Consider the following 23,050-nt stretch of genomic DNA (forward strand, 5'->3'; position numbering starts at 1 on the left):
GTTATTTCTTGTCGTCTTTCACTTCTTCAAATTCAGCATCGACAACGTCATCGGCAGTCGCGTTAGACTGTTTAGCAGCACCTTCTTGTGCGCCGCCTTGAGTTTGAGCTTTAGCCTGAGCAATTTCCATCAGCTTAGCAGACGCTTCAATCAGCTCTTGAGTCGCTTTTTCAATGGCTTCTTTGTCGTTGCCTTTAGTTGCAACTTCAACTGCGCTCATTGCCGCTTCAATCTTAGCTTTGTCGTCTGCTGGCAGTGCATCGCCCGCTTCTTCAACTTGTTTCTTAGTTGCGTGAACTAAGCCGTCAGCTTGGTTGCGAGATTGCACTAACTCTTCAAACTTCTTGTCTTCTTCAGCGTGTGCTTCAGCGTCACGTACCATTTGCGCCACTTCTTCTTCGCTTAAGCCTGAAGAAGCTTTGATGGTGATGTTTTGTTTCTTACCGGTTTTCTTGTCGGTCGCAGAAACATGCAGAATACCGTCAGCGTCGATATCGAACATCACTTCGATTTGTGGCATGCCACGTGGTGCTGGCTCAATACCGTCAAGGTTGAACTGACCTAATGACTTGTTCGCGCTCGCTTGCTTACGCTCACCTTGCAGTACGTGAATGGTTACTGCACTTTGGTTGTCATCGGCTGTTGAGAACACTTGCTGTGCCTTAGTCGGAATAGTGGTGTTTTTCTCAATCAGCTTGGTCATTACGCTGCCCATGGTTTCGATACCCAGAGACAGTGGTGTTACGTCTAACAGCAGAACGTCTTTCACGTCGCCTGACAGTACGCCCGCTTGAATCGCAGCACCTACGGCTACGGCTTCGTCTGGGTTTACGTCTTTACGAGGTTCTTTACCGAAGAAGTTAGAAACCGCTTCTTGAACCTTAGGCATACGGGTTTGACCGCCCACTAAAATCACTTCGTTAATGTCTGATACTGATAAGTCAGCGTCAGCCAGTGCCACTTTTAATGGCTCTAAAGTACGAATGATTAAGTCTTCAACCAGTGACTCTAACTTAGCACGGGTGATTTTCACCACTAAGTGCTTAGGACCTGTTGCATCGGCAGTGATGTATGGCAGGTTCACTTCAGTTTGGTTGGTGCTTGAAAGCTCAATCTTCGCCTTTTCAGCCGCTTCTTTCAGACGTTGCATTGCTAATGGATCTTTACGCAGATCTAAGCCTTGCTCTTTCTTGAATTCGTCAGCTAAGTAGTTGATTAAACGGTTGTCAAAGTCTTCACCACCTAAGTGAGTGTCACCGTTAGTCGCTAATACTTCGAAGGTTTGGTCGCCGTCGTTGCTGTCGATTTCGATGATAGAGATATCGAATGTACCACCACCTAAGTCGTACACGGCAACGATGTTGTCACCTTGCTTCTTGTCGATACCGTAGGCCAGTGCGGCAGCCGTTGGTTCGTTGATAATACGTTTAACTTCAAGACCCGCGATGCGGCCCGCATCTTTAGTGGCTTGACGTTGTGAATCGTTAAAGTATGCAGGAACGGTAATTACCGCTTCTGTCACTTCTTCACCTAAGAAGTCTTCTGCTGTTTTCTTCATCTTTTTCAAGATTTCAGCAGAAACCTGTGGTGGAGCCATTTTGTTGCCACGTGATTCAACCCATGCATCACCGTTGTCGGCTGCAATGATTTTGAATGGCATGATGTTCACGTCACGTTGAACTTCGTCGTCTTTGAAGCGACGACCGATCAAACGCTTGATCGCGAAGAATGTGTTGTTTGGGTTAGTTACAGCTTGGCGTTTTGCTGGCTGACCCACGATGGTCTCATCATCGGTGTAAGCGATGATAGACGGGGTTGTGCGATCGCCTTCAGCATTCTCTAATACGCGTGCTTTGCCACCATCGAGGACAGCTACACAAGAGTTTGTTGTGCCTAAGTCGATACCAATAATTTTACCCATGAGGTCCTCCGAAAAATTTCTGTCTAACTAAATTTATAAGTTGGTTTTGATATGGGGCCGGACGGTTTTTTTTCAAGTCCACTGTTGGCCACCTTCTCTGCCTTAACACCTATATTGGGACAGGGAATTTAATTACAAGGGCCGATAAAAAATTTTTCTGATTTATCTTTTCAAAGGATATGACTGTATAAAATATTCAAAACCGCAAAATCCGCTTGCTTATCAGCAATAGCTGTTATTCAATCTGCGCACATTGAGTGATGTTTAAGCGCATAGGGTAATAGTGTGAAATCTTCAAATTTGGCATATGTGTACGGCATGGCCGCGGTATTCCTCTGGTCGACGGTGGCAACCGCCTTTAAGATTGCCCTCGGATTTTATAGCCCATTGCAGTTGGTGTTTGTGGCGGTACTCACCTCAATCATCGCCCTAGGTGCCATTCTCGCTTGGCAGAAAAAACTGCCACTCCTTAAAGCGCAGCTCCAGCGTCGCCCTGCGTTTTATCTGATTACCGGGCTGATTAATCCTTTTCTGTATTATGTAGTGCTGTTTAAAGCCTACTCACTATTACCCGCCCAGCAGGCACTCTCACTCAACTACACTTGGGCGGTATTGCTGCCGCTGTTAGCCGCGCCGCTGCTGAAACAACATTTGCGTAAGAGCGATATGATTGCGGCACTGATTGCCTACTCAGGGGTCTTTATTATCGCCACCGGCGGCGATGTCAGTGGTTTTCGCTTCGACAGTCCACTCGGGATTGGTCTTGCATTAACCAGCACTTTGCTCTGGTGCCTATATTGGATTGTGAACACTAAAGATCAAGGCGACCCCGTCGTCAGCCTACTATTGAGCTTTTTAATTGGTTTACCTTTTATTACCGTGACACTGCTGCTGACCGATACCCTACCCAGCTTTAGTTTGAGCGCCGTGATGGCGGGCATGTATGTTGGCTTATTTGAGATGGGCATTACCTTCGTGCTGTGGTTAATGGCACTTAAAACCGCGACTCGCACGGCTAATATCAGTACCTTAGTATTTTTATCGCCAGTAATGTCGATTGGTTTTATTGCCTGGATTCTGCAAGAAACTATCGCCACCGCAACGTATATCGGATTAGGTTTTATTTTGAGTGGCATGATGTTGCAGCAGTTATTCCCGCGTTACCTTGAGCGCAAAACCAAGCTTAATGCCAAGCTTGCAGACTGAGTAAGGTGTATCACATGGGCATAGGTAATTTATGCCCGAGCTAACATTTTAACGCCGCAGAAAGGGCTACTATGGCGGACTTTTATTGCCCCTAGACTTTTATTGCACCTAATTGGGGCGCGAGGACGAGAGCATGACACCAGCCGTACAAATGGCCAAGAAAGCCAAAATTCCCTTTGAAATCTTAGAATACAGTCACGACCCACACTGCGCCGCCTACGGCGAAGAAGCCGCCAATGTGTTAGGGCTCGCCCCCGCGCAGGTATTTAAAACCTTACTGGTCGCGACCGATAAAGCCCATCCGCCGCTTGCTGTTGCGCTCGTTCCAGTTGGTCATCAACTCAATTTAAAAGCCGTCGCTAAATGTTTAGGCCTGAAGAAACTGCAAATGGCCGATGCGGATTTAGCGCAAAAATCCTCTGGCTACCTCGTTGGCGGCATTAGCCCCCTAGCTCAGAAAAAACAGCTGCCAACGCTGATCGATGCGACGGCTCAGCAATTCGATAAAATCTATGTCAGTGCCGGCCGCCGCGGCCTTGAAATCTGCCTTGCGGCGAATGACTTAGCGAAATTATGCCGCGGATCATTTGCGGATATTAAAACCCTTTAAGGCAAAACATCAGATATTGCTAAAATATGCTGAGAGCGTCACAGCATTTATCCTCAACAGAGTTGAAAACTGCAGCATATCCGTCTATAAATTGAACTGTACGCAGACGACTAAGGATAGTCAGATGGAAAAATCAACTCAATGGAATCAAGAAGATGGCATAAGCCCTATCGGTTGGGTCGCCATGCTCATTTGTATTGCCCTGTTTATCTATGAGCATTTTTTCGGAAATGGTTTCACAACCATGGTGGTGATGCTCTATTGCACTTTTTTACTCCCCTCGGTACTGATCACCCGCAGAGTGCAGGAGAAGTATTTTTTGTATACCTTGGAGTACATTAGAGCCTTTCGTAAGTTCACCACTGCGATGTCGGTAGCATTTCTGTGCCTATGGTTAATTGCCACTTACACCCCGCTTATCCATTAACCGAGATATTTGCCAACAAAAAAAGCCGCTATTGCGGCTTTTTTAATGGAACGATTTGATAAAACGATAAGGACTAAGCGCGGCTAGTGTAATCACCCCATGCTAACCACTTATAGGTGGTCAGTGCCTCAAGCCCCATAGGACCACGGGCATGGAGTTTTTGCGTGCTTACGGCCACCTCGGCCCCTAAGCCAAATTGACCGCCATCGGTAAAGCGAGTACTGGCATTCACATACACAGCAGCCGAATTCACTTCGTTCATAAAATGCGTTGCCGCATGGATATCATCGGTGATAATCGCCTCAGAGTGCCCACTGGAATAGGTACGGATATGGGCAATGGCTGTATCAATGTCGCTCACCACTTTAATGCCTAAGGTCAAAGACAACCACTCTGTCGCAAAGCTTTGCTCAGTTGCCGAGGAAATATCAAACCCCAGCCCATCGAGCAGTGCATAGCTTTGTTCACACACCGAAAAACGCACACCTAAGCGATGTAAGTACTCGGCAATTTGCGGCACAAAGCGCTCGGCAACTGCGTTATCCACCAGCAAAGTATCCAGCGCGTTACATACCGTGGGACGTTGCACTTTTGCGTTGGCAATCACCTCGAGTGCGCGCTCAAGATCGGCATGTTTATCGACATACAGATGGCAGATCCCAATGCCGCCTAAGATCACAGGAATCGTCGCTTGCTCGGCGCAAAGCCGCTGCAGTGCTTGTCCGCCACGGGGGACGATCATATCGACATATTGGTCGAGCTTGAGTAAACCAGTGACTAAGGCTCTATCGGGAGAATCAATCAGCTGCACCGCATCGACTGGCAGACCTTGGCTCGCAATCGCGCCACGGATCACTTCACTAATCAGTTTGTTAGATTCGAGCGTCTCTTTTCCGCCGCGCAGAATCACCGCATTACCAGTTTTAAGTGCCAGCACAGCAATATCAACCGTCACATTCGGCCGCGCCTCGTAGATAACCCCGATCACCCCCAGCGGTACGCGGCGGCGCGTGAGCCTTAACCCATTGTCCAACACTCGGCTGCCAAACTCTTCGCCAACGGGATCGGCAAGACGAACCACATCGCCGATATCACCGATAATCCCCGCCAGACGCGACTCGTTAAGCAACAATCTATCGATCATTGCATCATTCAAGCCTTCAGCCTTAGCGGCGGCAACGTCTTTGGCGTTAGCCGCGAGAATCGCCGGAGTATTCTGCGTCAGGGCCTCGGCAATCGCCTCGAGTAAATCCGCTTTCTGTGCGGCGCTAAGATTCGCTAAGGCATAGCTGGCTTGCTTAGCCTGACTACCCAGTTGTTGTAAATATTGCGCTTGATTCGTTTGACTCAAAACAGACCTCGCTTATAAGACGACCATGTCGTTGCGGTGCACTATTGCGTCACCATAATCGTAACCGAGCACTGACTCGATTTCGTCGGAATGTTTACCCGCAATTAACCCTAAGGCCTCACCACAGTAGCGAGTGATGCCTCTGGCAATGATTTTGCCTTTTTGGTCAACCAATTGCAGGGTTGCACCACGTTCAAATTCCCCTTTAACGCCAATAATCCCCTTCGATAACAGGCTGCGACCTTTTTCGGTCACAGCTTTCACCGCGCCCGCATCGAGCACCAGTGAACCTTGGGCGGCAGGTCCCGCTAAAATCCACTGTTTGCGGCTCTCTAACGGATTTTCGATGGCACTAAAATGCGTGCCGACAGACTCTTTGCCGACCACTTTTTTAATCACATCGGGGTGATGACCCGAGGCTATCACCACTTCAATGCCCGCACGGCGAGCAATATCCGCAGCTTCTAGCTTAGTCGACATTCCGCCCGTGCCTAAGCCAGAAACCGAACCACCCGCTAACAGACGCAGACTGTCGTCAATTTTCTCGACCTGAGAAATCAGCTTAGCATTAGGGTTAGTGCGCGGATCGGCATCGAATAAGCCCTTTTGATCCGTCAACAAAATCAACAGGTCGGCATCACACAGCAGTGCAGCACGCGCCGACAAGTTGTCGTTGTCGCCCACTTTGATCTCGTTAGTGGCGACCGCATCGTTTTCATTGATGATGGGGATAATATTGTTTGCCAGCAAGGCATTAAGGGTATCGCGGGCATTCAAATAGCGCTCTCGATCGTGTAGGTCAGCACGGGTCAGCAGCAATTGCCCCACATGTAAACCGTAGATGCTAAAGAGTTGTGCCCAAGCGAGAATAAGTTGACTCTGCCCGACAGCGGCTAATAACTGTTTATTGGCCATAGTGTCGGGCAATACCGGGTATTGGAGATGTTCGCGTCCGGCGGCAATTGCGCCAGAAGTGCATAATACGACTTCGACCCCTGATCTCATCAGTGCGGCCATTTGACGAGCAAGCTCAACCATATGGGCTTTATCTAGCTGTTTACTGCCAGACGTCAGCACACTCGTCCCTAACTTCACTACCACGCGGCGATACGCAATCTCACTTAAATTCATTATTCATATGTAGAAAATAACCGGATAATCCTTATACCTAATCCGCAGAGCAATTGGTAGTTAGTGGGCCGGATGTTGGTAGAAATTTTCAATTCTGCTTGGGATCGCGCATAAAAAAGGGCCATCGATTAGATGCCCCTCAAAAAAACCGCCTAATTGGCGACTGGCTAAGTATCAGCCGTAAATAAATTTCGCAATAAACATCGCCGCGAGCACAATCACCCCGATATTTAAATCGCTAAAACGGCCTGTTAACAGTTTGATAGCAGCATAGGAAATAATCCCCAGCGCAATCCCCGTAGCGATAGAGAAGGTCAACGGCATTAGGATACAGACCACAACTACTGGCGCTGCTTCTGTTAAATCTTCCCATTCGACGTGAACCAGTCCGGACATCATCAGAATCGCCACATAGAACAGCGTACCAGCCGTGGCATAGGCGGGGATCATCCCTGCTAATGGTGATAGAAATAAGGCCAAGATAAACAGTAAGCCGACCACGACAGCGGTTAAGCCAGTACGGCCACCCGCGCTCACACCCGCTGTACTTTCGATATAACTGGTAGTCGTTGACGTACCTAAAGCTGCGCCCGCAATCGTCGCTAAACTGTCCGCAGTTAAGGCACGGTTTAAGCGAGGTAAACGGCCTTTTTCATCGAGGAAACCACCACGCTGCGCCACCGCCACTAAGGTGCCCGAGGTATCAAAAAGATCCACAAATAAGAAGGCAAACACCACAGACAGCATTGTCACTTCAAATACTTGGGATAAATCCATCGCCATAAAGGTCGGTGCGACGGAAGGCGGCATAGAGACGATGCCGTTGTAATGCACATCACCGAAGATTAATCCCAGTCCTGTGATGATAAGGATGCTTAAAATCACCGCTGACTTCATGCCACGTTGCACCATGGCGATGATCAGGAAGAAACCTAACACGGCCATTACCGCAGGGAAGGCGGTGATATCACCCATGGTCACTAAGGTCGCAGGGCTTGCTACCACAATGCCAGCACTCTTGAGACCGATCAACGCGAGGAATAAACCAATACCCGCGGCAATACCGATACGCAGCGACATAGGAATACTGTTCACAATCCACTCGCGAATACGCACTAGAGACAGAATTAAAAAGCAAATTCCCGACAGAAAAACTGCGCCGAGTGCAGTTTCCCAGCTGTAACCCATTTCACCCACGACTGTGTAGGTAAAAAAGGCATTGAGTCCCATACCTGGGGCCAGTGCAATGGGATAGTTCGCCATGACACCCATCACAATACAACCCACCGCCGCCGCTAAACAGGTGGCCACAAACACGGCGCCATGATCCATACCCGCATCGGCTAACATCATTGGATTCACAAAAATGATGTAGGCCATAGTCATAAATGTTGTCAAACCTGCTATCGCTTCCTGCTTGAGGCTCGTTTGATTTTGTTTCAGTTTGAACAGCTTTTCTAACATGGAACTGTGTTCCTTTTCTTTTAAAGTAGGTAGGGTCAAAAATGTAAACACTATGTAGTCGTGTTTTTCGCAGGGGATTATAGGGAGTTTGTGCTGGTCAGGCCAGAAAATTGATGGAGATTTTCTTGATAGAAATCGCTAAACAGAACAAAAAACCACCGAGCTTAATTTACATTAAAGCTCACGCTAAATAGGGGTTAGTAAGCCAATCTTAATACCGGGAAAATTCGAATACCGTTCAGGATGAACAGCACATTGTTTTTAAAGCGAAATAATCACAAAACAGCACAATGCTTATCCCATACCGACATATTCGGTCGCCTCTGCGCAGCAAATAGGATTGAAGTCGATAGCAAAAAGCCGGTGCCCTTAAGGGCACCGGCTTTTTGAGTTCAACGGGAAATGCTTAGAAGCGATAGTTAAAGCTAACGGTAAAGTTACGTGGCGCGCCGTAGTGATACGCACTGTAAGCAAGGCCAGACGCTGTCATATAGGCATAATATTTCTCATCCAACAGATTCTCTACGTTAACCTGCAGATCCATATTCTCAGCCAGATCGTAGCGCGCCATCAGATTCACTAAGGAATAGTCATCCTGCTTAATTGCTACACCACTGACATCAGAGTAACTGTCACTTTGCCAGTTCACCCCACCACCTATGGTTAACTCGGGCAATAAATCCACAAATTGGTAGGTAGTAAAGAGTTTAAATTGCTTCTGCGGGCTGGTCGTCGCGACTCGTTTACCCTCTGCATCTTCGGCATTAAATTGCGAGTAACCTGCAGAGATATTCCAGCCATCGGCAGGCTCACCTACGACTTCTAGCTCAAAACCCTTACTCTTAGTGCCTTGTGCGGCTTCATAGTAATTCACGGGTTTGCCACCGATATTAATTGTCCCGGCTAAGGTTGCCAAGTTATCTTGGTCAATTTGGAACAAGGCCACAGTGGTATGCAGGCGATCGTCAAGATAGGAACTCTTCAAACCTAATTCGTAGGCTTTACCTTCTAATGGATCGAGGTAATTTTGATTGGCATCGAAATTATTCTGCGGATTAAAAATCCCGGTATAGCTGGCGTAAATACGGTGCTCTTCATTGATATCGTATAATGCACCAACATAGGGCACAAACACACCATCATCGCCAAAGTTAGTATCGGTACCATAGCTCACGCCTTCACGGTTCCAGCTTGAGATACGTCCACCGGCAATCAGTTTGAAATCATCGGTGATGGTCAGGCGAGTCGCCGCATAAAAGCCTTTTTGCTCGGTATCCATATTGAGCTGACGGTTCGCATTGGTCGACCATTCAGGCTCGGCAAACTGATTTTGTTGCCATTCGTAGAAGTTATCGACCACTTGTGAGTCCCAACCCGTCATATCGTCACGGATAGGCTCATAGGTATCGGCGTAGGACTTTTGCTTACTATACAAGGCGCCCGTCACAAACTCATGGGTTTGACCAAAGAGGTCATAGTCGCCTTTAAGCTGCACATCAAAGTTATTCGAGTTACTTTCACCATGGCTGTGATAACGCTGACCAGTAAGCCCTGCCCCGGTGTCTTTATCGAGCATACCCGACATGTAGATCATCTTAGTGGTGGTCTCATACTCCATGCGGTTGTAGTTAGCGACTAGTTGCCAACCATTGCTGAAGTAATGATTTAGGTTAGCAAAGTAGTTGATATTCTTGGTTTCCCAGCGGCTCCAATCGGCGGCTGTGGTGGCGGAAGTATCCCAATCTGTGGCTGAGCCATCGCTAAAGACGGCGGGCAACGCGCCCCACATCGCGCCTTTTGGATCGTTGTGGTTATAGCTAGCACCGACACGCAGTAAAGTGTTGGCGGTGATATCGCTATCGACCACACCATAGAGAATGGTTTTACGGTCTTGATACAGATTTTGATAGGAATCGCTATTCACATACTTAGCGACTAAACGGCCACGGACACTGCCGTCTTCATTCAAACCATTGGACACATCCGCAGTGACTTGTTTTTTATCCCAACTTCCCGTTGCGACATCCACATAACCTTTAAGATCTGAGCTGTCGGCATGCTTACGCACTAAGTTAATCGAGGCCGAAGGATCGCCTGCACCCGTTAATAAACCGGTAGCACCACGCACAACTTCAACACGCTCGTAGATAGACACATCCGATACAGTTTCACCGGCATCGCCGCCTAAACTCCAAGATAAAGGCACGCCATCAATTTGATAGTTTTGCACGGTAAAACCGCGGGCCGAAAAACCGTTACGCACGTTATCGGTTTTTGAAGAAGACAGGCCCACAGTGTTATTCACCACGTCGACCACAGTATTTAACGCCTGATCTTCAATCCGATCCGCCGTCATGATGCTGACCGACTGTGGCGTTTCCCGTAATGTGAGTCCGAGACCTGTCGCTGTATCAATATTTCGACTCACAGTGTATTTACCCATCACTGTGATTTTTTCGATATTTTGATCTTGTGTCTCTGTTTTAGAAGAGGTTTGTTCTTCGGCCATCAACGCCAAAGGATTCAATGCTAGTGTTACCGCAGCCGCAAGAGGAAGTAGATTAAAACGCATAGTCGTTCAGCAAGTTTTGTTAAGGTGCGCATACGGTAACACCATTGAGAACGATTTGCATTTGTATTTTATGTGATAAATATAACAAATTTGTCATTCTTAAGTCGTATCAAATAAAAGCCGCACTAACAAAAAAGTTTTACGCTTTAAAAACAAATAATTAAAGAGACTCATCAACACAGGACATTTTTTGCCATTAGGCAAAAAATTTTTGACGAGATACTGGGATATGAGCGAAATCAGTTATCTAAGCTGAAAAACAGGTAAAAAAAAGCCTGCTCAATGAGCAGGCAAGACATATTTCAAGCGTCCCTTTCGGGGAAGTACATTACCGCGCTAGCGGAAAAACCTGGCATACCCATGCAAAAACACCGATATGCTACTTGAGTCTAAACACGCCAAAAAAGCGATACAAAGGTTGATGGATGATGGATGATGGAAACTAGGTTTAAAGGGATAGTTAGCCCTTAAAGCTCATAGCGAATAAACCGCCACGCAAAACATCTGAGTTAATCCAAGTGTTTTGCCAAACAAAGTGATTCTTGCCTGTATAAGACATAGTCAATTACTCCTAAGTAAAGTTGAGATTAAGTACTCTAGTAAAGCTTGGCTCGGTTCCTTGGAACTAGAGATTCTCAAATCCGTTGAGACGACTTGTCACTCGGGTCCTTGGAGAAGGATATCCATCCTGGATAGACTAGAGGGGATGGGCGCATTGCCCTGTCCACGAAAACCATTATATGTTTTCGTAGTTTTATTACAAGTTTTATTTGTATTTTTTTAATTAAGGCTTTTTAATGTAATTCAATTACGTAAAACCATCAGAAATCTTGGCGACCTGCGTCACATAAAAACAGAAATAATCCTGTAACCACCTAATAAGTAAGATATTACAGAATTATTTCTATTTGTTACGTAAAATTGTTAACGATTGATCAGATATTGATACAGACCGACTAAGGGACTCGCAGTGGGTTTACCATAGAGCGGATCGCCCTCAGTGGCACTGCCAGCGATATCTAAGTGTGTGTAAGCTAAAGGAATTGCGGCGTTAATACCGTGATCAAACAATCCCGAAGCCTTGAGCAGAAAGGCCGCAGGATATTGATGCCCACGGGCCGTCACCGAAGATGGCGCATTGTTAGAAGATAAAATATCGGCCGCCCCCGACACTTCGCGGATCTTGGCAAAGTCCTCGCGACGTAATGTAGAAACCTCAAAGGGTTCGCCCCATTGGCTTGCCTGTAGCGCGAGTGTCTGCGCACACTGGGCGCCACTGGCGACCGCATTTTCAACCGCAGCAGGATAATTACCATAGCAACGCACCACATGGCCCGTCAGCGTCGCGACCGAGAACAGCTCTGGTTGCACCGCCGAAACCGCTTTAATACGCAGATGACTTAACAGGTCTGCCAATACTAAGCGCCCTTCCGCATCCGTATTACCAATTCGTACCCGCACGCCCGCATGGCTAGTGATAATTTCATCGGTGACAAAGGCTTCGCTGCCAATGCTATTACGCACTAAGCCCAGTTCGGCGATCACTCGGATACCTTTAGGCTTGAGCATTGACAAGGTTTTAAATAACCCCGCCACGGCAGAGGCGCCGCCTTTATCGCGACTCATGCCAGCCATTGCGCCACCGACTTTCAGATCGGCACCGCCCGTATCATAGACCACACCTTTACCAGCAAATAAGAAGGTACGAGTAATCTCACCTTCGGGCAGATATTCGAGTTTCACCACCCGCGGTTGATGTCGGCCAACGGCAAAGGAAGAACGCGCCACCGCACTTAACAGTGGATAATCTCGCTCGAGAATATCCCTATCTTCCACCACAGCGGTTTTAATCACGCTGCCTTTAAAGGCTTGTAAACAATATTCGGCAAAGGCCTTAGCCGACATACGCTCAGGTTCAGTGCCACATAAATCCCGAGCCAACACACGGCCAGCTTCTAATGCGTTGAGCAAGTGACTCTTTTCAGATGATAAAGACAACAACCCTATGGCTTCAAAGGCAGGCGTTAAGCCCGTTGCCTCGCGCAATTCTAAGGTTTGCCATAATTCTTGGCCGCAGGCGAGCGCCGCAACTTCACTCGCAAAACCAAACTTAGGCGTGGTAGAAGGCACCACATACAGTAAAGGACGCTTAGCGCCCGCGTCCTTAGCAATAGCAATCGCGGCTCTTGCCGCATCGCCATATACGCGCACATCGGCATAATCATCAGCCACTTGAGTGACGGGCGCTATGATTAAACGGCCACCGGCTAAACCGGGGGCAAACAGTAACGTCGGGCTCTTACCGACACGCTTATCGACCTTAGTGCCATGCTCGGCCAATAAACTGATCTCATCAATTCCGATAGAAACGAGATCCGGAGTGACCACCACAACCGCATCCCAACCTTCGCCATCAAAAATGGCATTTTCTGCTTGTACATCAACAAAGTTAACTTGAAACATGACCCATCCTTTTTCATTATTGTGCCTGCATTATTCCCGCTATAACGCTTAATTACCAATCAAAAAATCCCTTTGTCCCCATCGAAAAGACTGAGGGTGGCAACTTTCGCTGCCACAAGCACACGCTGGCTTATCGAGAAGATTAATCGGCCGAGCAGAATGTGGTAGGATCAAGCAAAATTTGCCCTATACCCACAAGACCTGATGAGGGACCTCCTGTGACAGCGTTAAGTCAGTTATACCCACAGCCTTTATGGCAATGGTTCGAACAAATCTGTGCAATTCCCCACCCTTCCAAACATGAACAAGCACTCAGCCAACACATCCAAGCCTGGGCTAAGAGTAAACAGCTCGATGTCGTGGAAGATGCGGTCGGCAATTTAATCATTCGCAAACCCGCAACCGCGGGAATGGAAGATCGCAAAATCGTCGTGATCCAAGCGCACATCGATATGGTGCCGCAAAAGAATGCCGACAAAGTGCATGACTTTACCAAAGATCCTATCGAAGCCTATGTTGACGGTGACTGGGTAAAAGCCAAAGGCACTACCTTAGGCGCCGACAATGGTATTGGCATGGCATCCGCCTTAGCGATTTTAGGTAGCAACGATATCAAACACGGCCCACTGGAAGTGCTGCTCACGATTGATGAAGAAGCGGGCATGACAGGCGCCTTCGGCCTGCAAGCGGGTATGCTCGATGCTGAAATCCTGATCAACACCGACTCAGAGCAAGAAGGTGAGATCTACATGGGCTGCGCTGGCGGCGTCGATGCCCAGATCACTCTGCCTATGGTATGGCAAGCTTCAGAGCAAAGTTACGCATCATTTAGCCTACATTTATCTGGCTTAAAAGGCGGTCACTCTGGGGTGAACATCCATTTAGGTCGTGGTAACGCCAACAAGCTTCTGGCACGCTTCCTGTTTGAAAATGCCGATGACTTAGCGCTGGAATTAACCCAATTTACCGGTGGTTCACTGCGTAATGCTATCCCACGCGAAGCCAATATCAGCTTTATGTTACCCGCTGAAAATGTCGATGCACTGAATGAAAAAGTGCGTGCTTTTGAAGCCTTAGTCCGCGCCGAGCTGGCAATTGCCGACCCAGACATGCGTTTAGTGTTGAGCGAAATCCCAACACCAAAACGTGTGATGAGTGAAAACAGCCAAAACACCCTGATAGACCTGCTGCATGTATGCCCTAATGGCGTGATGCGTATGAGCGATGAAGTCGCGGGCGTGACTGAAACCTCACTCAACGTAGGCGTGATCAGCACTAACGATGAAGAAGTTAGCATTCTGTGCTTAATTCGCTCGCTCATCGATTCGGGCCGCACTCAGGTTGAAGGCATGCTCAATGCACTGACCAACCTCGCTGGCGCTGAAATTGAATTCAGTGGCGCTTACCCAGGTTGGAAGCCTGATAACAGCTCACCCGTAATGGCGATTGTGCGTGAGACCTACGAGTCTATCTACCATAAAGAACCTGTTATCATGGTGATCCACGCGGGTCTTGAATGTGGTCTGTTCAAAAAGCCTTATCCAGAAATGGACATGGTGTCGATTGGCCCTACCATCCGTTATCCACATGGCCCGGATGAAATGGTCAATATCACCACAGTTGGTCAATACTGGGATCTGCTCCTTGCTGTGCTAGAACGCATTCCCGCTAAAGGTGAATAATCACTACGGGTGAATAGTCGCTAAGACTTAAATAACAAAGGCCGCAGAGGGTTTACCCATGCGGCCTTTTTGTTGCTTCTATTTGCCTACTGCGTAAGGCTGATTGTCGCGTTAACTTACATAACTTAGCTAAGCTTAGCTAAGCTTAGCTAGGTTAGATTGGCGCTGAGCGAGATCCGCCCAGATTAAATTGACACTAAAACACAAAATCCAACTGCTTAGTCTCGCGGGCCATGAGCGGCGAAAGCGTGTCTTTACTCTCGGCAAGGCCAACAGAAACCCCGAGTAACCGAATTCCACGTCCCTCTTGCCTCGCCATTGCTTGGCTCAGTAGCTCATAGAACATCACCACGGACACCTCGTCACTACGATGCTCGATTGTGGTCTGTTTAAAATCATTAAATTTAAGTTTGACCACCTGCTTATGGATTTGCCTCCCCTTAGCGCTTCGCCCTAAACGGCTGGACAACTCTTGGATTAATCCCGGCATCACCTGCTGGCATTGCTCCAGCGTGTAAATATCCTGAGCGAGTGTAGTCTCAACGCCTACGGATTTGCGCTCGCGGCTTACCGAAATCCCACGATCATCGATGCCATGGGCCCGCTCGACTAACACGGCGCCAAACTTACCCAAACGGGCAATCAACTCTTGCTTAGGATAAGCCTGCACATCGGCGCAGGTATTTAAGCCTAGCGAAGACAGTTTCTCAGCGGTCACCTTACCCACACCTGGGATTTTCCGCAGGGATAAGCTTTTAACGAACTCGGCGACTTCATCGGGTGGGATAACACATTGCCCATTGGGCTTATTTAAATCAGAGGCAACCTTGGCGAGAAATTTAATCGGTGCCACGCCCGCCGATGCCGTCAGCCCAGTTTCGGCCAAAATATCCCGGCGAATTGCCTCGGCGATTAAAGTGGCAGAGCCCTTAAACAGCTTACAATCGCTGACATCTAAATAGGCCTCATCTAGGGAAAGCGGTTCGATTAACTCTGTGTATCGGCAGAAAATGGCGCGAATTTGTTGCGACACCTCTTTGTAGACCTGCATACGACCGGGAACGAGGATAAGATCGGGACACAATTTCAGTGCGTAGCCCGTCGCCATGGCAGAACGCACACCAAATTTTCGCGCCTCATAATTACAAGTGCTGATGACGCCACGCTGCACCCGGCTGCCGCCAACGGCCAAAGGCTTACCGCGGTATTCGGGAAAATCCCGCATTTCCACCGCAGCAAAATAGCAATCCATATCGATATGAATGATTTTTCGCACCTTGCATTCCTCCGACACTCAAAATACTGTATATAAAAACAGTAATCAAGTATCACTTATCAATTTGCGACGGTGCTGTTTGCACTTGGATTGTAAGTGCTCAAAAAACAAAGGGAGCCCTAAGGCTCCCTTGATTTACAACTATTTGAATTAAATCTTAAATTGGCCAATGTTGCGGGTCAGTTCGTGAGTCGCTTGCTCAAACCCCTGCAAACTTTGGGATAAATCTTGGCTTGAGAGCAAAGACTGATCGGATAGACCACGCACGCTAACGACGTTTTGTGCCACCTCTTCAGCCACAACGGCCTGCTGGCCAATCGCAACGGTAATTTCCACCGTTTGCTGCTGAATCGACACAATCGCACTGGCGATATCACTTAAGGCTTGCTCCACTTGCGTGGTCAAGTCTTGCCCGACTCTTGCCTGGTCAACCCCAGACTCCATCACCTGCTCGGCTTGTAGCGCGCTCTGTTGCAGGGTTTGGATAATTCCTTGAATGTTGGCGGTAGAATCTTGGGTACGAGACGCGAGAGTTCGCACTTCATCGGCCACCACGGCAAAACCTCGACCTTGCTCACCCGCCCGCGCCGCCTCGATGGCCGCATTAAGCGCCAGCAAGTTGGTTTGGTCGGCAATGTTGCGGATCACGCTTAACACTTCGCCAATTTGCTCAGAACTGCTACGTAACTCCTTGATGACTTTGGCCGCCTCAATCACTTGAACCGATAATGCCTTCATGCCTTCGGTCGCGCGCGACACAATTTGAGTACCGTCATGGGCCTGAGTCTGCGCCTTTTCGGCAAAATCATTCGCCCGTTGAGCGCTTATCGCCATTTCTTGGCTCGTCTGTGCCATTTGGGTGGCGGCCGTGGCCACTGAGTCGATTTGTTGTTTCTGCGATGACACCGAAGATACCGCTAAATCACAAACTTGGCGTGCATCCATCACCCCTGTTCCAACCTCTTGGGTTAAATTGCGAGTATGCAACAGCATCTGCTGCACCTTTTCGGCAAAGCGATTGAAGGCATCGCCCAGCTTGCCTAACTCATCTTCCCGTTCCATTAGAATGCGTTGGGATAAATCGCTATCACCTTCGGCAATGTCTTCCATCGCATCGAGTAACTTGCTGAGCTGGCGTCTAAAGGGCAATAACATCAACCATACTGTGATGCCGACTAAGAGCATAATCCCCAAGGCAACAAAACAGGCATTCCAGAAGGCTTCGGTCACAGGCGCTTCAATCACCTCATGGGGCAACATAAAGGCTAAGTGCCATTTCTGCTTAGGATAATCACCGCCCACAGACACAAAGGTTACCCGCTGTGGCACACCGTTAAAGGTGACTTCGGCAAAGCCCTGCGCTTCGCGCTGCATTTGCTGTCTTAAGGCGGTAAAGCCTGAGGTGTCCTTAAACTGGCTATCGATTTGATTCGCAAGTGAGCCCGGCGGGAACTTATCCGAGAATCCGGGGAAATACACCAGCTTACCTTCATCCGTCATCAGGAAAGCTTGGCCGTAATTGCGATATTTGATTGGCGCTAACAGGGTTTTACCAATGGTATCGATGAGAATATCCATACCACCAATCCCAATCAGCTCACCATTGGTGCCATAGACTGGAGTTTTAACTGTGGCCGAAATCGAGCCATCGTTGGCATCGACCGCAGGATCGCCCACAAATAGGCCGCGCTGATCGATAGCCTCCTGCCACCAAGGACGTTTATTGGTGTAATAGTTTGGATCGCCATCGAAACGGCCATTGAGGTCGAAATATTCGAAGGTATTTGCCGAGCCGAAGAACACTGACTTCACATCGGTATCACGGTCGGAAAACGAGCGGAAATAACGAATAATATCTTGATACTGCTGGTCATTGGTTAGGTTACTGCCACGGGCATGGTATTGGCCAAACCAGTTGATAAGCCCTGGCTCGGCAAAGACCGAGTGGATCACTTGCCCCTTAGCCACAAAATAACCACCAATCTCATTGGCTTTTAAGGCAACGAGCGCCGAAATGTCCGCATCCACTTGCTTACGTGTGTTATTACTTTCTTTATTCACGAGCAAAGCGGCAACTAAAGTAAGAAGTACAGCAAGGGCACCGACGATAGTGACCACTAACTGCAAACTTAGAGAACGTTTTATATATCTCATTCATCTTCCCGTCTGGCTGACCAACCACTTAACAAAAAATCATGCAAAAACAGTTTCACACGGTAACAATTTTTACCAGTCAACAACAGATGAAAATGTGAGAAAAAACGTAAACAAGTATTTGTAAAGAATAGATATTAATCTAACAACAGGAATCACTAAAGATTAAATGACACTCAGAACATCAGATTGCATAAGCAATATTTTACAGAGTGTTAGACTAAATACTCGAAATAAAAAAACAAAGGCCAGTCGTTTAGTGACTGGCCTTTGTGCTTGAGCCGCGCAACCGGCGCTATTACATCTTAGTTTGCAGGTAATTCGCTAAACCGATACGGTCAATCAAACCGAGTTGTTTTTCTAACCAATACATATGGTCAGATTCGGTATCGTCGAGTAAGACTTCTAAGATCTCACGGGTTTGGTAATCTTTCTTCGATTCACACAGGGCAATCACCTTACGTAAATCATCGGCCACCTTGTACTCATAGGCCAAATCGTTACGCAGCATCTCTTCGACGTTTGCGCCGATATTGAGCGCTTCCCGCGCGGCCACATTCGGCACGCCTTCAAGGAATAAAATACGTTGTACCAGCTTGGCCGCATGGTGCTTTTCATCATCCGACTCATGGGCAATACGCTCATAGAGTTCGTTCAGGCCCCAGTCTTCGTACATATGGGCATGCACAAAATACTGATCCATCGCCGATAACTCTCCCGTTAGGAGTCGATTCAACGCGTCGATGACTTCTTTATCACCTTTCATATTCTGCTCCTATGACTCACTAATTTGCGATTGAAGATAGTTTTGAATGCCAGTTAAGCTAATCAGCTCCTGCTGCGATTCGAGCCAATCTAAGTGCTCTTCTTCATCTTCAAGGATATCTTCGAGCAGATCGCGACTCACATAATCCTGCTCCGCTTCGCAGAGGCTAATGGCATCCCGTAACAGAGCGAGTTGTTCCTGCACCATGGCTAAATCGCAATCGAGCATCTCTTGAGTGTGCTCGCCAATACGCAGTTTTTCGAGCTGTTGCAGATTCGGTAATCCCTCTAAAAATAATACCCGCTCGATAAGCTTATCGGCGTGTTTCATATCTTGGATGGATTTCTTGTATTCGACGTGATTTAGCTTCTCGAGGCCCCAATGTTTGAACATTCTGGCGTGGAGAAAATATTGATTAATGGCCGTTAACTCACAGGTAAGTACCCGATTGAGTTGTCCCACCACTTTAGGATGACCTTTCATAAGTAACTATCCTTGATATGAGTGAAAGATTGATCTAAATCAAGCTTCTAGCCTAGTACAGTTTTCAACCCAACTCAAATTTTCTTTATTTTTCACAAACTTAAAGATAAAAAGCATTCTCATTATCGCTTAGATTAGCCCGCTATCCTCCTCATATATCAAGGATTAATTTTGCCAGTGCTAAAATCGAGGCAAAAAAATAGCCTCCAGAGGAGGCTATTTCAGTTGAAGCGGATAATTAAATGATCCTGTCTTTCGTTAACTTCTCACGGCGCGCTTCTTCTGCGGCCATACGACGCTTACGCTTGTCGCAGGGATCATCACAATCGCAGGCTTTTTCAATCCCTAATACACCTAAACCGCCACAGCTTCCTTCAACGGCTTTGCGCTTGATGAGATAACCTATCGACATAAGCAAAAAGAACAGTAATAAAATCACAAATGCCGCGATAAAAGTGCTCATGTTAACTCCAACTACTTAAGGAAAGGCTTGAAGGCGTCACTGTAGTAGACTTTAAATCCTTCGCCTTGCTTTTCTATTAGCATTATCGCCAAGTGTTCTTTCTTGGCAAGCTCCAATGACGCTTCTGTGCCTAAAACCATCATCGCCGTCGCAAAACCATCGGCCGTCATACATTCTTTATGCAAAACGGTCACAGATGCTAGCTTATGATTAATAGGCAAACCGGTACGTGGATCAATTATATGAGTAAAACGCTGACCTTCTTCCTCATAATAATTACGATAATCCCCCGACGTTGCCATCGCCATAGTGCCGGGCTCAATCACCTGCTGCACCGCCATGCCATCGTCGGTCGGTTTCTCTATCGCGACGCGCCACGAACTGCCATCGCCTTTCGTGCCCTTAATGCTCAGCTCGCCACCAATTTCGACTAAGTAGCCGCTTGCATGGTACTTATCTAAAATCGAGGCCACTTTATCCACGCCAAAACCTTTGGCGATTGAAGACAGGTCCACATATAAATGCGCATTGTGTTTGCTTAAGCGGTTGCCTTCGATAGAAAGCTCACTGATACCGGTTTTGGCTTTAGCCGCATCGATATCCGCTTGAGTCGGCACTTTGGTTGGGCGCTTATCGGGGCCAAATCCCCATAGGTTCACCAGTGGCCCTAAGGTAATATCTAAGGCTTTGTCTGTCACGTTATACAAACGCATGCCTTCTTTAACCACTTTGATGGTATCAGGAGAGACTTCTACACTCTGCTCGAGCGGTAACTGGTTGAAACGAGACAATTCTGAATTGGGTCGATAGGTCGACATCTGGTTATTGACCAGCTCTAAGGCTAAGTCAATCTCGGCCTGCAGTAATTGGGCCGTCGGCATTTGCTCATTGGGTACCACTTTAATGTGGTAGGTCGTGCCCATTGTGCTGCCCGCGAGGGAGATAACCTCATCCTGTTTGCTACAGGCTGAAATAAAAAAGGCTAGACCTACAAGGACCAGCCAGCTCACTGAATGCTTCAACACTGAGGTTTTTAACACAGGGGTTTTTAACGCTAGGGTTTTAAACATAGTGACTAACAACTCTTTTGGAAGCCCTTTAATGCAAAAGTTGCAGATGAGAGCTTTACTCCACATCTGCAACTCTTCTCACCTTGGGCTAATTCACATTAGCCGCCGAAGTCATCCAACAGGATGTTTTCGTCTTCGACACCAAGATTTTTCAACATACCGATCACGGCCGCGTTCATCATTGGAGGTCCACACATGTAGAACTCACAATCTTCTGGCGCTTCATGGTCTTTCAGGTAGTTTTCATACAGTACGTTATGGATGAAACCTGTGTAACCATCCCAGTTGTCCTCTGGTTGAGGATCAGACAGGGCCACATGCCATACGAAGTTGTCGTTTTCAGCCGCTAAGCCGTCAAAGTCTTCAACGTAGAACATTTCACGCTTAGAACGTGCACCGTACCAGAAGCTCATCTTACGTTTAGACTTCAGACGCTTCAGTTGGTCGAAAATGTGTGAACGCATTGGGGCCATACCCGCACCACCACCGATAAACACCATTTCTGCATCGGTATCTTTCGCGAAGAATTCACCGAATGGACCAGAAATCGTGACTTTATCGCCAGCCTTCAGGCTCCAAATGTAAGATGACATCTTACCGCATGGTAAGCTCAGGTTACGTGGAGGTGGCGTTGCGATACGCACGTTCAACATGATAATGCCAAACTCTTCTGGGTAGTTAGCCATTGAGTAAGCACGGATCGTTTCTTCGTCAACTTTAGATTCTAACTTGAAGAAGCCAAAGTGTTCCCAGTCACCACGGTATTTTGCTGGTACGTCGAAATCAGCATATTTAACATGGTGTGCAGGCGCTTCGATCTGGATGTAACCACCCGCACGGAACGGAACAGATTCACCATCAGGAATTTGCAGCTTCAGTTCTTTAATGAAGGTCGCCTTGTTATCGTTAGAGATAACAGTACATTCCCACTTCTTAATACCGAAGATTTCTTCGTCAAGTTCGATTTCCATGTCGTTCTTAACGTTCACCTGGCAAGACAGACGGCAACCTTTACGGGCGTCACCCTTGCTAATGTGATCTAATTCTGTTGGCAGAATATCACCGCCGCCAGACTTCACCACTACGCGGCATTGGCCACAAGAACCACCGCCACCACAGGCGCTCGATACGAAGATACCACTGTTCGCTAGCACGCCTAACAGCTTGCCACCGGCACCGGTTGTAATCGCTTTTTCTGGATCGTCGTTGATGCCGATCGTGATGTCACCGCTAGACACTAGCTTAGATTTAGCGAATAAAATCACTAACACTAAGACGAGGACGATAGCAGTAAACATACTCACACCGAGGTAAACCTCGAGCGGAGTAGATTTAAAAATACCAAGAATATCCATTAACTTATCCTTAGAAGGTCCAATTCAAGAAGCCGTTTGGTGTCTCTTACAGAGACACACCAGAAAACGACATGAAACCTAAGGCCATTAAACCAGCGGTAATAAAGGTAATACCTAAACCACGCAGGCCATTCGGCACATCGGCATACTTCAGCTTCTCACGGATACCGGCCATCAATACGATAGCTAATGCCCAACCTACTCCAGAGCCGAAACCAAACACCACACTTTCGCCCAGCTTGTAGTCACGCTCAACCATGAATGATACCGCACCGAAAATCGCACAGTTCACAGTGATCAGAGGTAAGAAGATACCTAACGCGTTGTACAAAGGAGGAAAGTACTTATCCAGTGCCATTTCCAGAATTTGAACTAAAGCCGCAATCACACCGATAAAGGTAATGAATTTCAAGAAGCTTAGGTCAGCTTCAGGTGCACCAGCCCAAGCCAGTGCGCCAGGTGCTAACAGCCCTTGGTAAATAACTTGGTTAGCAGGAACAGAGATAGTTAACACTACAACTACCGCAATCCCTAGGCCCATCGCAGTAGTCACTTTCTTCGATACCGCTAAGAAAGTACACATACCTAAGAAGAAGGCCAGTGCCATGTTTTCGATGAAAACAGAGCGAATTAACAGGCTAATATAATGTTCCATC

The 23,050-nt window shown here is 47.6% G+C and carries 18 protein-coding genes; 4 read left to right on the forward strand and 14 right to left on the reverse strand.

From position 1 onward, the window contains the following. Position 1: 1 nt before the first annotated feature. Positions 2 to 1,921: a molecular chaperone DnaK gene (dnaK, locus tag M0415_RS09050; protein WP_011716085.1), complete on the reverse strand. Its 1,920-nt coding sequence runs from the start codon at positions 1,919 to 1,921 to the stop codon at positions 2 to 4. A gap of 285 nt (positions 1,922 to 2,206) precedes the next feature. Here dnaK and M0415_RS09055 point away from each other — a divergent pair, with 285 nt between their 5' ends. From M0415_RS09055 to M0415_RS09065, 3 genes are all read left to right on the forward strand, one after another. Continuing rightward, on the forward strand, positions 2,207 to 3,127 hold the full coding sequence (locus tag M0415_RS09055; RefSeq protein ID WP_249554231.1) for a DMT family transporter: 921 nt from the start codon (positions 2,207 to 2,209) through the stop codon (positions 3,125 to 3,127). 133 nt (positions 3,128 to 3,260) lie between these two features. Beyond that, on the forward strand, positions 3,261 to 3,737 hold the full coding sequence (gene ybaK, locus M0415_RS09060) for a Cys-tRNA(Pro) deacylase (protein WP_249554229.1): 477 nt from the start codon (positions 3,261 to 3,263) through the stop codon (positions 3,735 to 3,737). A gap of 124 nt (positions 3,738 to 3,861) precedes the next feature. Next, positions 3,862 to 4,164 (forward strand): hypothetical protein, encoded by a 303-nt coding sequence (locus M0415_RS09065; protein ID WP_011716082.1) that lies wholly within the window; start codon positions 3,862 to 3,864, stop codon positions 4,162 to 4,164. Positions 4,165 to 4,237: 73 nt separating this feature from the next. Here the strand turns inward: M0415_RS09065 and M0415_RS09070 are convergent, their stop codons facing one another. From M0415_RS09070 to M0415_RS09090, 5 genes are all read right to left on the reverse strand, one after another. Further along, positions 4,238 to 5,515 (reverse strand): glutamate-5-semialdehyde dehydrogenase, encoded by a 1,278-nt coding sequence (locus tag M0415_RS09070; RefSeq protein WP_249554227.1) that lies wholly within the window; start codon positions 5,513 to 5,515, stop codon positions 4,238 to 4,240. Between the two features lie 12 nt (positions 5,516 to 5,527). Further along, positions 5,528 to 6,646, reverse strand: a complete 1,119-nt coding sequence (gene proB / locus M0415_RS09075; RefSeq protein ID WP_086903377.1) for a glutamate 5-kinase — start codon at positions 6,644 to 6,646, stop codon at positions 5,528 to 5,530. A 174-nt stretch (positions 6,647 to 6,820) separates the two neighbouring features. Continuing rightward, positions 6,821 to 8,110, reverse strand: coding sequence for an NCS2 family permease (locus M0415_RS09080; protein ID WP_011716079.1), 1,290 nt, complete (start codon positions 8,108 to 8,110; stop codon positions 6,821 to 6,823). Positions 8,111 to 8,516: 406 nt separating this feature from the next. Beyond that, positions 8,517 to 10,682, reverse strand: a complete 2,166-nt coding sequence (locus M0415_RS09085; protein WP_249554225.1) for a TonB-dependent siderophore receptor — start codon at positions 10,680 to 10,682, stop codon at positions 8,517 to 8,519. Between the two features lie 924 nt (positions 10,683 to 11,606). After that, entirely contained in the window at positions 11,607 to 13,145 is a 1,539-nt protein-coding gene (locus M0415_RS09090) for a M17 family metallopeptidase (protein ID WP_249554223.1), read from the reverse strand. A 218-nt stretch (positions 13,146 to 13,363) separates the two neighbouring features. On the opposite strand from M0415_RS09090, the gene M0415_RS09095 reads away from it, so the two are divergent. After that, positions 13,364 to 14,827, forward strand: a complete 1,464-nt coding sequence (locus M0415_RS09095) for an aminoacyl-histidine dipeptidase (protein ID WP_249554221.1) — start codon at positions 13,364 to 13,366, stop codon at positions 14,825 to 14,827. A 196-nt stretch (positions 14,828 to 15,023) separates the two neighbouring features. On the opposite strand, the gene dinB is transcribed toward M0415_RS09095, so the two are convergent. The 8 genes from dinB to nqrE form a co-directional block, all read right to left on the reverse strand. Continuing rightward, entirely contained in the window at positions 15,024 to 16,103 is a 1,080-nt protein-coding gene (gene dinB / locus M0415_RS09100) for a DNA polymerase IV (protein WP_249554219.1), read from the reverse strand. A gap of 150 nt (positions 16,104 to 16,253) precedes the next feature. Next, entirely contained in the window at positions 16,254 to 18,257 is a 2,004-nt protein-coding gene (locus M0415_RS09105) for a methyl-accepting chemotaxis protein (RefSeq protein ID WP_249554217.1), read from the reverse strand. A gap of 298 nt (positions 18,258 to 18,555) precedes the next feature. Further along, on the reverse strand, positions 18,556 to 19,023 hold the full coding sequence (gene bfr / locus M0415_RS09110) for a bacterioferritin (protein WP_011716073.1): 468 nt from the start codon (positions 19,021 to 19,023) through the stop codon (positions 18,556 to 18,558). Between the two features lie 9 nt (positions 19,024 to 19,032). After that, on the reverse strand, positions 19,033 to 19,506 hold the full coding sequence (bfr, locus tag M0415_RS09115) for a bacterioferritin (protein WP_249554215.1): 474 nt from the start codon (positions 19,504 to 19,506) through the stop codon (positions 19,033 to 19,035). 238 nt (positions 19,507 to 19,744) lie between these two features. Beyond that, the gene (nqrM, locus tag M0415_RS09120) at positions 19,745 to 19,969 is read right to left on the reverse strand and encodes a (Na+)-NQR maturation NqrM (protein WP_007645837.1); all 225 of its coding nucleotides are present in this window, start codon (positions 19,967 to 19,969) and stop codon (positions 19,745 to 19,747) included. Between the two features lie 11 nt (positions 19,970 to 19,980). Further along, positions 19,981 to 21,039, reverse strand: coding sequence for an FAD:protein FMN transferase (locus M0415_RS09125; protein ID WP_088211137.1), 1,059 nt, complete (start codon positions 21,037 to 21,039; stop codon positions 19,981 to 19,983). A gap of 98 nt (positions 21,040 to 21,137) precedes the next feature. Then, positions 21,138 to 22,394 (reverse strand): NADH:ubiquinone reductase (Na(+)-transporting) subunit F, encoded by a 1,257-nt coding sequence (gene nqrF, locus M0415_RS09130; protein ID WP_011716070.1) that lies wholly within the window; start codon positions 22,392 to 22,394, stop codon positions 21,138 to 21,140. A gap of 46 nt (positions 22,395 to 22,440) precedes the next feature. Further along, complete coding sequence (gene nqrE / locus M0415_RS09135; RefSeq protein ID WP_006080469.1) at positions 22,441 to 23,049, reverse strand: NADH:ubiquinone reductase (Na(+)-transporting) subunit E; 609 nt, start codon at positions 23,047 to 23,049, stop codon at positions 22,441 to 22,443. Position 23,050 lies beyond the last annotated feature (1 nt).

The organism is Shewanella sp. 10B, assembly GCF_023475885.1.
Taxonomy (GTDB): Bacteria; Pseudomonadota; Gammaproteobacteria; order Enterobacterales; family Shewanellaceae; genus Shewanella; species Shewanella mangrovisoli.